Raw genomic sequence first — 10,794 nt, forward strand, 5'->3', positions numbered from 1 at the left:
CGCCCTCCGGTCGGCGAGTCCGCGTACGCCAGGGTGCTGCTTGCTCCTACAGCTGTGGTGCTTGGCGGTTTCAACTTGTTTCCGGCCGTCTATTCGCTCTACCTCAGCTTCGTGAGCTGGGATGGAATCGCGGCCGTCAGGCCATGGGTCGGCCTTCGCAACTACGCCGCCCTGCTTACGTCGTCGGAATTCTGGAACTCGGTGGCCGTGACGCTGGCGTACGCGGGTGTTGTGACGGTGGCCTCCACGGTGCTGGGGCTTGCCGTCGCGGTGCTCCTCAACCAGAACGTAGCGGGAAGGGGGATCTATCGCGTTCTCTACTTCCTTCCGGTCATCACTCCGAGCGTCGCCGTCGGCGTGGTGTGGAAATACCTCTTTGATCCGTACCAGGGCGTGTTCAATAAAATGCTGGCGCCTTTCGGCGTCGCCGGGCCGTCGTGGTTGACGGACCCGGTATGGGCCCGTCCCGCGGTGATAATTGTGGGCATCTGGAAGCGAACCGGCTTCAATATGGTGATTTACCTTGCGGCACTTCAGGACATTCCGCACTCGCTCCGCGAGGCGGCTGCCATAGACGGGGCGACGGCGTGGCAGCGATTTCGGCGCATCACGGTGCCCCTGCTGGCGCCGGCCACGTTCGTTATCACGGTCACCGGGGTCATCGAGGGATTCCAGGTGTTCGACCTGGTGTACGTTATGACGGCAGGCGGGCCGCTTGGGGCGACCGACGTGCTGGGGTATTACCTCTATCGCTACGGTTTCCGCTACTCTCAAATGGGGTACGCCTCCGCGGTGGCGTTCACGGCGTTCATTCTGATCTTTGCTACCACGCTGGTGCAGTACAGGTTTGCCCCGGGAGGGCGCAGGTATGAGGCGACGTAGCATCACCCGCGCGGCGACGACGGCCGGCGTGCACACCATGCTGCTCGCCGGTGCCTTTTTCTCGGCGATGCCCTTTCTGTGGCTCTTGACCACTTCGCTGAAGCCGGAGAAGGCCGTCTTTTCTCCGCCGTTGCTGATCCCGACGCATTTCGAATGGACGAACTATGTCCGTGCCATGCAGGCAGCACCGTTCGATCGGTTCTTTCTGAACAGTGCCATCATGACGGCCGGGATCACCGTCGCACAGACGCTGTTCTCGGGGCTGGCGGGGTACGCGCTGGCGCGCATGCGCTTCCGTGGCAAGCATCTCTTCTTCATCGTCGTGCTCGCAGCTATGATGATTCCCCAGCAGGTTACCCTGATCCCGAGCTTTCTGGTCGTAAGCCGCCTTGGATGGATTGACACTTACGCAGCGCTCATCGTGCCTCGGGCGGCGAGCGCCTTTGCGGTCCTCCTCTTCCGGCAGTTTTTCCTCTCGATCCCCGTTGAAATCGAAGAGGCGGCGCGAATCGACGGGGCCGGGACGCTTACCATCATTGCGAGAGTGGTGGCTCCTCTGTCCCGCCCGGTCATCGCGGCCAGTGCCATCTTCTCCTTCCTCTTTGCATGGAACGACTTCCTGTGGCCCCTGGTCGTCACCAATTCCACCCGGATGCAAACTGTTCAGGTGGGCCTCGCGATGTTTTCGGGGCGGTACGGAACGTTCTGGACGCTGCTGGCGGCTGCCACCGTGGTCGCACTGTTGCCATCGGTGCTGGCTTTCTTTGCGGGGCAGCGCCGGTTCATCGAGGGGATCGCTTCCTCGGCGGTGAAAGGCTGAGATGGCGGCCGTTCCTCGGTGGGTGTACCGGTGCACGTTCTACCAGATCATGCCCGACCGGTTCTGCAACGGTGACCCCACGAATGATCCGCCCGGCACCCGGCAGTGGGGCGAGCGCCCGACGCGGCGCTCGTTTTTCGGCGGCGATTTGCAGGGGATCGAGCAGCGCCTCGGCTACCTGCAGGGACTTGGCGTAGATGCCCTCTACCTGACCCCGATCTTTGCTGCCCCGTCCCCGCACAAGTACGACACCGCAGACTACCTTAGAATCGACCCGGCCTTTGGCTCGCAAGAGGACTTTCGGCGGCTGCTGGGGGCCTTGCACGAGGGGGGCATGCACCTCATCCTGGACGGGGTTTTCAATCACAGCGGTGACCGGCACTGGGCGTTTATGCAAGCGGAGCGAGAAGGACCCGACTCGCCCACGTGGGACTGGTACCACTTTGCGGGTTACCCGGTTCGGCGGCGGCCCAGGCCCAACTATGCCCATGCCGGGATCTACTACCTCCCCAAGTGGAACCTCAAGAACCCTTCCGTCACTGAGTACCTTCTTGGCGCCGTTCGCCACTGGACCGCCCAAGGCATCGATGGCTGGCGGCTGGACGTGCCATGGTACGTCGAAGGGCACGACTTCTGGAAAGCCTTCAACCGCACCGTCCGGGAGATCAACCCCGAAGCCTACCTCGTTGGCGAGCACTGGGGAGATCCATCACCCTGGCTCGGGGAGGATCAGTTTGACGGGGCCACCGACTACCGGCTGCGCGAGGCCCTGATTCGCTTCCTGCGGGGGCAGACTCGGGCAGACGAGGCGGGGAGAACGCTGGAGGCCCTTGCCACAGCGTATCCGTCACAGCACCGCCTCGCCATGTGGAACCTGGTTGGCAGCCACGACACGCCGCGTGTGGCCACCGTCTTTCGGGGCAATGCCGAACGTATCCAAGCGGCGTTCACGGTCATTTTCACGTTTCCAGGCCTGCCACTTATCTACTACGGTGACGAGGTGGGCCTTCGAGGCCGCAATGACCCCGGCTGCCGGCGTACTTTCCCGTGGGAGGACGAGGCCAGTTGGGATCGCGGCACGTTTGCGCATGTACAGCGGCTCGCACGGATCAGGCGTGACTCGCCGGCGCTGCAAGAAGGGAGCTTCCGCCTGGTGGCCGACGCCGCAGGCGAGCCGAGGGGGCAGCCGTCCGGCGTGATCCGCTACGTTCGGGAAGCCGAAAACGGAGACCGCTGCTGGGTCGCCGTGTCCAATGGCGCCGGGGTTGAAGAACTGAAGTGGCACCTGGGTGCGCCCATCGAACGGGTGGAGGCAGCGGTCTCCCACGGTCCCGTCAAGTGGGCAAGGGTCTCTCCCGCGGAGATTACCTTGCGCTTTGGCCGTGAAGCGGCTTCTGTGGTCTTCAGGGCCCCATAGAGCGCCAGCTCGGACTTCGTTGCAGGCGACGGCCAGCCTCACAGCATCCATATCGGAGTTGGTCTCGATCTGGCTGGCACAGATGTATTGACAGACGTCGATGAATGCGATAAGAACCGAAGTGGAACGCCGCCGCCTGGAAAGGAACCGTATCTCTGTGGCAGTCCGCGAAGCGATACAGAACACATCGCCCGATTCCAGAAGCCTGCCGGCACCCGTTCTGGGTTCACCTGGGGCGACGTCGTACAGCCGCGTTGGGCCTGGTAGCCCAGCGCATTGACAGCAATCGATACGATCTCGTGGGCAGTTGGTGCGGTCGTGGCCCAACGTCGGTTGCAGGGAGGTCGGGAAGAGAGCTATGAGGCATCTTGATCCCATGTTCTTGCATGTCATGGCGAAGGAGCGCCACGAAAGCCTGATGAGGGAGGCGGAGACCGAGCGTCTGCTGCGCACAGCCAGAAACGAACGCTCTTTCCGCCGGCTCGGCCTGGCGTCGTTCCTCCGGCGCCTCCGTCGGGCCGGAGCGGGGCGACGTGGAGTCCGGCCGGAGCCCGTCCGCTCGACCGGGCAACCCATATGTTGCACAATCGAGGCAGACTGCTGCGCAGCGACCCGGTGAAGGAAGGCATGGGTTCGGAGAGCCGAAGGTCTCTGAAGGGAATCGTTTGATGTACGAGCGGGCCGCGATTCCGAACGAGGCCCTTAGAGCTTCTGCCAGCTCCGGTAACCCAGTGGCGCATGCCACGTTGCAGCGCGGCCAGGTCGTCCTCGAAGCCGGCGCGCGGCGGTGCCTCCGAACGATGCACCCTTAAGGTGACGAAGCACGTCCAGAGGGCTTTGCCTGGCGAGAATCCCCGCACGGGTGGCGCGAACGGCGCGGGGGCGTCACGACCCGGGCTCGCCTGGGTTTTGCGGGCGGCTCTTTCGGTGAAGCCCCTGGGCGCACGGGCCGTTCCGCCTCATACCGGCCGGAGTGGCCGGCGGCGTTAAGCCGAGGTAAAGAAGATGTAGCGCCCGGCCCCCGGCCTCCGCGCTGTCCGGAGCCCAGGTGTGAGGCTGCCGATTGCCTCATTACGCCCGTGTGCCGGTCGTATCGTCCTCGAGCATCGCCGCCGTCCGCCAACGCACCAAGAGACCCTGAAGGCGCACCCCACCCTCGAGGCCCACTTAAGGATACGCTTCACGCTTTCGCGGCGACCACCACAAGACGGCGAGCCTGGTGATCGTACGGGGCATCGCCCAGCTCGCCATAGGCCGTCACTTGCGAAAAGCCGGCCTGTTTGAGCACCTGCCGCAGTTCGGCGGCACTGTAAACCCGGTGGCCGAATCGATACTCCTCCGCGCTGAGGGGCAGGGGTGATCCTGCTCTTGTCACGCCCTACCCGATCGATCCGGAGGAACTTACGCCACTACCTGCGAGTTTAACGCGAGCCCGTCGGGTTCGTTGTTTCTTGCGAACCGTAGCAGGAGTCCCTGGCGCACCGCCGAACATCTCCGCAACTCCTCGGGGCGTTCGGTGCCCCGATGTCCTCGTTTCACCGATGGCTGGATGGAGGGACGGGTATGTCCGTTTCATGGCGACGCGTGACCGCAATAGTACTCAGTATCTTGCTGGTGCTGGCCACGGGTACCCTGGTGGCCGCTGCCTCCGTGCCCGGCACCATCGTGGTCGGGCTTCAGGCCGAACCGACCGCTCTGGATGCTCACCAGATCACCGACTACAACTCGAGCCGTGCCGCCATGGGGCTCTACGACAGCCTCCTGCGGTTCAAGGACGGGTCAACGGAACTCGAGCCGGGCCTGGCGGAGTCATGGGATGTGTCGAAGGATGGCCTGGTGTACACCCTCCGGCTGCGTCGGGGCGTGAAGTTCCACGACGGAACGCCGTTCAACGCGGATGCCGTCGTCTTCAACATCCTGCGCCAGATCGACCCGTCGCACCCGTATCACGACACCGGTACGTTCGCTTACGCCGACTTCACGTTCGGCAAGGTGGGCCGGGTCGAGAAGGTCGGTGACTACACGGTTCGGATCACCCTCAAGGAGCGGTATGCCCCCTTCCTGGCAAACCTGGCGATGCACTCGGCGTCCATGATCTCGCCGGCGGCTATCCGCAAGTACGGCAAGGAGATCGCCAAGAACCCGGTCGGAACCGGGCCGTTCAAGTTCGTGCGCTGGGTGCCGGGCGTTGAGGTGGTGCTCGAGCGTAACCCCGAGTACTGGGACAAGACCCGCACCCCGCGCATCCAGCGGGTCATATACCGTCCGGTGGTCGAGGACCAGACCCGTCTGGCGCAGCTTGAGGCCGGGGAACTTGACTTCATCGTAAACGTGCCTCCGGACGACCTGCCGAGGCTCCGCCAGGACAATCGCTTCCAGGTGATCGAGCAGGCGGGCATGCACATCTGGTATGTGGTGCTCAACAACCAGAAGCCGCCGTTCAACGATCCGCGGGTACGCCAGGCGGTCAACTACGCCATCAACCGGCGGGCGATCGTAGAAGGCATACTCAAGGGCACAGGGGTGTTAGCAGATAATTACATCCCGCCCGTGCTGTGGGGCTACAACAAGGATGTCCACGCCTATCCCTACGATCCGGCGAAGGCCAGGAAGCTCCTCGCCGAGGCCGGCTACCCTAACGGCTTTACGGCGGAGTTCTGGGTGCCGCAGTCGGGGTCAGGGATGCAGCAACCCGTGGCCATGGCGCAGGCCATTCAGAGCGATCTGGCCAGGGTTGGCATCCGGGCCAACATCCAGACGTTCGAGTGGGGCACCTACCTTGACAAGGTCTTCGTGAACGACCCGCAGCAGCTTCCGGACATGCACGAGATGAGCTGGATCGGCGACAACGGCGACCCGGACAACTTCCTGTACATCCTGCTCTCGGGTCATCAATGGCCCCCGAACGGCTTCAACGAGAGCTTCTACCGCAACGAGGAAGTTGACCGGATTCTGGTGGCGGCCCAGCAGACGTCCGACAGGGCCGAGCGGGCCAAGCTGTACCTGAAGGCACAGGAACTCATCATGGCAGATGCTCCTTGGGTGCCGATCGACCACGAGACCCAGATCGTGGTGGCTCGCAGGGAGATCAAGGGGTTCGTCCTGCACCCCACCGGGGTCTTCCGGTTCGAAAAGGTGACCCTGGAGGGGCAGGGCTAAAGCGAGAGGCCCGGCTCAATGGGACAGTACGTTGTCAAGCGGCTGCTGGCACTCGTACCGGTGCTGGTGGGGATCACGGTGCTCGTCTTCCTCACCATGCACCTCTCCCCGGGGGACCCAGCGCTCATCATGCTTGGCCCTCACGCGACGGCCCAGGCGCTCGAGCAACTCCGCCACGATCTGGGGCTGGATCTGCCCATGCCGCTGCAGTACGTGCGCTGGATGGGCCGGCTCGTGGCGGGCGACTGGGGTTATTCCATTCAGCTCAAGCGCAGCGTGGGCGAACTCATCTCAACGCGGCTGGGAGCGACCGTGCTGCTGGCAGCGGCGGGACTGGCGCTGGCTGTGGCGCTGGGGCTCCCGGCCGGCGTGCTGGCGGCGGTATGGGGCCGCAGCGGAGTGGACCGGGCGCTGATGGGTACCATGCTCCTCGGCTTCTCCATGCCTGTCTTCTGGCTGGGACTGCTGCTGCAGCTGGCCTTTGGGCTGCGACTGGGGTGGTTTCCGATCTCGGGAATGTACTCGCCGGGATCGGCAAGCCCGTGGGATCTGCTGCAGCACCTCGTGCTCCCGGCCGTTGCGCTCGCGGTGGGGCCGGCCGCGACGGTGGCGCGCATGACGCGGGCCAGCATGCTCGACGTGGCCGGGCAGGAGTACATCCGGGCCGCGAAGGCCCGGGGGATTGGGCCAGGCTCGCTCATTTTCCGGCACGCCCTGCGAAACGCCCTGATCCCGACGGTCACCGTCGTGGGGATGCAGGCGGGGTATTTGCTGGGCGGCGAAGTGCTGGTGGAGATGCTCTTCAACTGGCCGGGGCTCGGGATGCTGATGGTGAACGGCATCCTGGCCCGGGACTTCCCGGTTGTGCAGGGCGGCATCCTGGTGGTGGCTACCATGTACGTGGCGGCCAACCTGGCTGTCGACCTGCTGTACGCCTATCTAGATCCCCGCATCACGTACGCATAGGGTGAGCGCTGAATGGCCCAGGAACTCCGCGTCGAGTTGACCGAGCAACGGCCCGCTGAGGTGAGGGGTCTCATCCGGGCGTGGAACCGCCTTGGGAGAGACCCCGTCATCCTGGGAGCGGGGCTGGTGGTGGCGGGAATCTTCGTGGCGGGGCTTCTGGCACCGGTGCTGGCCCCGCACGACCCGTACCAGGCCGACGTGCTGGCGAGGCTGAAGCCACCGGGGTCCCCGGGGCACCTGCTGGGAACCGACCACCTGGGCCGTGATCTGTTCACCCGGCTTCTTTACGGGGCTCGAACCAGCCTGCTGGTGGGGTTTGTCGCCGTCTTCATCGCCATGGCCGTTGGGGTGCCGCTGGGGCTCGTGTCCGGTTTTTTCGGGGGCCGGGTGGACGCCGTGCTGATGCGATTGATGGACGTCCTGATGGCGTTCCCGTCGGTGCTGCTCGCCATCGCGATCATTGCCGCCCTCGGGCCCGGGCTGGTCAAGGCGATGGTGGCCGTCGCCATCGTGGGGGTTCCCTATTACTCCCGCATCGTGCGGGGTTTGACGCTCTCGCTCAAGGAAAAGGAATTCGTCGAGGCGGCACGGGGCGTCGGCACTCCAACGCACCGGATCATGGTGCGGCACATCCTGCCGCATTGTATCGGGCCAGTGGTTGTGGCTGCCACGCTGGACGTGGGATGGATGATCACCGCGGCGGCCGGGATGAGCTTCCTGGGGCTGGGGGCGCAGCCTCCCACGGCTGAGTGGGGAATCATGCTGAGCGAAGGGCGTCAGTACATTCGGGTGGCCCCCCACGTTTCGGTGCTGCCGGGCATGGCCATCTTCGTGGTGGTGCTGGCACTCAACCTCCTGGGCGACGGGCTGCGTGACCTATGGGATCCCCGCCAGCGCGGGAGCGAAACGGGCGGGAGATGGTTTTGATCACACGCTGCCTACGCCTGCTGTGCTCCACGGGGGCCCGGGCGCTGTTCGAGACCACAGCGGCGCCGTGGTGGCCGCTCTCAACGTCACCCGAAGCGAGCCAACGGACAGCTCTTGCCCTCCAGGTAGACGCTGGTCAGGTCGTAAAGGACGACGGCGTTGGGGGTCAGGTGCCGGCGGGCCAGCTTCGTCTCGATGGCGGCCTGGCGCGAGCTTCAGCCAGTTCCGGCCAATGAACTTCCGCTTGGCTGGCACAGATGTATTGACAGACGTCGATGCATGCGATAAGAACCGAAGTGGAACGCCGCCGCCTGGAAAGGAACCGTATCTCTGTGGCAGTCCGCGAAGCGATACAGAACACATCGCCCGATTCCAGAAGCCTGCCGGCACCCGTTCTGGGTTCACCAGAGGCGGCAGGGTGCTGCGAACCGGTTATCCCGGCGCCGCTATCGGCAGGTGACGCGAATCGGTGGGCCAGGGTCTTTCGTGCCCTGAGCGATCCCACCCGGCTGAGGATTCTCGCGCTGCTCGCGGCACAGGACCGGCCGCTGTGCGTCTGCGACATCGTGGCCCAGTTCCCGTTGGGGCAGCCCACCATTTCCCACCATCTGCGGATTCTGCGCGAAGCCGGCCTGGTCACTGCCGAGCGCCGCGGGTCGTGGGTCTACCACAGCGTGGCCCAGCGAGGACTCCTGGAAGCCTGGAGGGCCGTCGCGAAGCTCGTGCCTTGAGGTGAGCAGTTACGACGTGGTATAGCCGGGTTGCGGATTGAATCGAAGCGCATTGACAGCGGCCGCAGTTCCGGATGAGGCCCGAGCCCTTCGAGAAGCGGCGTGTCGGCTGGGACCTGACGAGCCTGCTGGTGCCCGCCGACGCCCTCGTATACACCACCCAGGAGTGGGGCGCCATGACTGCGGCTGCCGGGTTTGCCATGACCGTGATGGCCGAGGTGTACGGCCGCCTTGATGGCGATGAGGCGCTCTGAGTCCTTTGCCGTTTGAATGACAATTCGATACAACGGGAAGAGGACAGGAGTGCTCCGCCGGCAGACTCCTGCGCTCGCCCTCGGTGCGGGCCTTCCTGCAACGCGCAAGGATTTTCCTGCGGCGCGGCGGAATGCCTACAACTGCTGTCTGCACGGGCTCGCTGCCCGAAAGCCGAGGCACGGAAGGGGAAGACGAATGCCCCGTTCTTCTATCGCCCGCGGGGTCTTGCTGGTGGCGCTGACCGCGCTCCCGGTCGTGGCCGTAACAGGTTGTTTTCGCGTCGAGCAGGAGATCGACCTGACCGGCTGGCCTACCGCCGGCGTAAGTCTGACACTGTGGGTCGACAAAGCCTTTGCCGGCGCGGAGATGGACCTGCTGCTCGACAGCCTCCATCTCGTCGTACCCGGCGCCGGAGACGCTCCCGAACCAGTTCGTCATGACGAAGCCGTCGGGTCCAGGACCTGGACCGTCTTTGAGTGGGCACCTGTGGAAATCCAGCCCGGTGAGGCACTGCCGTTCACAATGGCGCGGCAGGATGGCGACAGGTACAGCTTCACCTGGGAGATTGGCCCCTACCAGGGGCTCTCCGGGCAGATCCCGGATGACGCAATCCTGCTCTCGGTGCGTATCACCTTTGCCGGTGAGGTGGAGTCTGCGAACGCAGCCCACGTGGAGGGCAGGCGCGCCCGTTGGGACATTCGCAAGGCGGACATCGCCCGAGGTGTCGCTTTGCAGGCGACAACCCGCACGCAGGCCGTCGCCCGGGTGAACGACGAGTTGATCGGCGCCGCGGCGTTCCAGCGAGCCTTTCGTGCGCAGCTGCGGGCTTACCAGCAGGTGCAGGGTTTCGTTCGCCCGACACAGATGGAGGAACTCAGGTACGGCGTCCTCAACGATCTCATTGCCATGCGGCTCATTGTCCAGGCAGCTCGACAGGAGGGCATCCTGGTCGACCCGCAGGAGGTGGACGCGCAGCTTGACGAGATCATCGACGCCTTTCCGTCTCGAGCCGAGTTCGAACGCCAGCTTGGGCTGCAGGATTTGACGGAGCGCGAGCTGCGGGTGGCCATTGAGGAGAACCTCATCGCGCAGAAGCTGACCGAGACGCTGGTCAGCCGGATCCCCGTAACCGACGAGGAGGTCGCCAGGGCCTTCGAGCAGGTAAGAGCCCGGCATGTCCTCGTGCGCCCGGAGCAGATGGATGTCGAGCAATCGTGGAACGAGGCCCTCCAGCGGGCCGAAGGCATCCGCCGCCGTGTCGAAGCCGGGGCCGACTTCGCCGAACTTGCACGGGCGGAGTCGGACGACGAGTTCAGCCGCGATGAGGGCGGTGAGCTGGGCTTCTTCGGCCGCGGCGAGACTCCAGAGCCGGTCGAACGGGCAGCGTTCACGATGGCCGTCGGCGCCGTCTCTCAACCCATACGGAGCGATTTTGGATACCACATCATTCAGGTGCTGGAGAAGAAAGAGGCCACAGGCCCGGAGTTCGAGGCGGCCAGGCCCGGGCTCGTCGAGCGCATCCGGCGCAGCAAGGCCGACGAAGTGCTGGAGCAGTGGTTTTCACGAGTGCAAAGCACGGCGGCCACCTCCATTCTGGACCTGCAGCTCGCCGCCCGTGACGCGCGGAGCCGGGGCGA

The 10,794-nt window shown here is 64.8% G+C and carries 10 protein-coding genes; 9 read left to right on the plus strand and 1 reads right to left on the minus strand.

Features of this window, described 5'->3' with window-relative positions:
- The 3 genes from AB1609_07385 to AB1609_07395 form a co-directional block, all read left to right on the plus strand.
- Positions 1–882 (plus strand): sugar ABC transporter permease (locus AB1609_07385; GenBank protein MEW6046290.1); only part of this gene is annotated, 882 nt, incomplete at its 5' end.
- Positions 869–1,702, plus strand: a complete 834-nt coding sequence (locus AB1609_07390; GenBank protein MEW6046291.1) for a carbohydrate ABC transporter permease — start codon at positions 869–871, stop codon at positions 1,700–1,702. The genes AB1609_07385 and AB1609_07390, both read left to right, overlap by 14 nt.
- Position 1,703: 1 nt before the next feature.
- A complete protein-coding gene (locus AB1609_07395) occupies positions 1,704–3,119 on the plus strand; it encodes a glycoside hydrolase family 13 protein (protein MEW6046292.1) in 1,416 nt (471 codons plus the stop codon).
- Positions 3,120–4,299: 1,180 nt separating this feature from the next.
- On the opposite strand, the gene AB1609_07400 is transcribed toward AB1609_07395, so the two are convergent.
- Positions 4,300–4,494 (minus strand): hypothetical protein, encoded by a 195-nt coding sequence (locus AB1609_07400; GenBank protein MEW6046293.1) that lies wholly within the window; start codon positions 4,492–4,494, stop codon positions 4,300–4,302.
- Positions 4,495–4,682: 188 nt separating this feature from the next.
- Between AB1609_07400 and AB1609_07405 the strand changes: the two genes are divergently transcribed.
- The 6 genes from AB1609_07405 to AB1609_07430 form a co-directional block, all read left to right on the plus strand.
- Positions 4,683–6,278: an ABC transporter substrate-binding protein gene (locus AB1609_07405; GenBank protein ID MEW6046294.1), complete on the plus strand. Its 1,596-nt coding sequence runs from the start codon at positions 4,683–4,685 to the stop codon at positions 6,276–6,278.
- An 18-nt stretch (positions 6,279–6,296) separates the two neighbouring features.
- Complete coding sequence (locus tag AB1609_07410; protein MEW6046295.1) at positions 6,297–7,244, plus strand: ABC transporter permease; 948 nt, start codon at positions 6,297–6,299, stop codon at positions 7,242–7,244.
- 12 nt (positions 7,245–7,256) lie between these two features.
- On the plus strand, positions 7,257–8,171 hold the full coding sequence (nikC, locus tag AB1609_07415) for a nickel transporter permease (protein ID MEW6046296.1): 915 nt from the start codon (positions 7,257–7,259) through the stop codon (positions 8,169–8,171).
- Positions 8,172–8,503: 332 nt separating this feature from the next.
- Entirely contained in the window at positions 8,504–8,902 is a 399-nt protein-coding gene (locus AB1609_07420; GenBank protein MEW6046297.1) for a metalloregulator ArsR/SmtB family transcription factor, read from the plus strand.
- Positions 8,903–8,976: 74 nt separating this feature from the next.
- Complete coding sequence (locus AB1609_07425) at positions 8,977–9,156, plus strand: hypothetical protein (GenBank protein MEW6046298.1); 180 nt, start codon at positions 8,977–8,979, stop codon at positions 9,154–9,156.
- Between the two features lie 196 nt (positions 9,157–9,352).
- On the plus strand, positions 9,353–10,794 hold a 1,442-nt coding region (locus tag AB1609_07430; protein ID MEW6046299.1), incomplete at its 3' end, for a peptidylprolyl isomerase.

Source organism: Bacillota bacterium (assembly GCA_040754675.1).
GTDB lineage: Bacteria > Bacillota > Limnochordia > Limnochordales > Geochordaceae > Geochorda.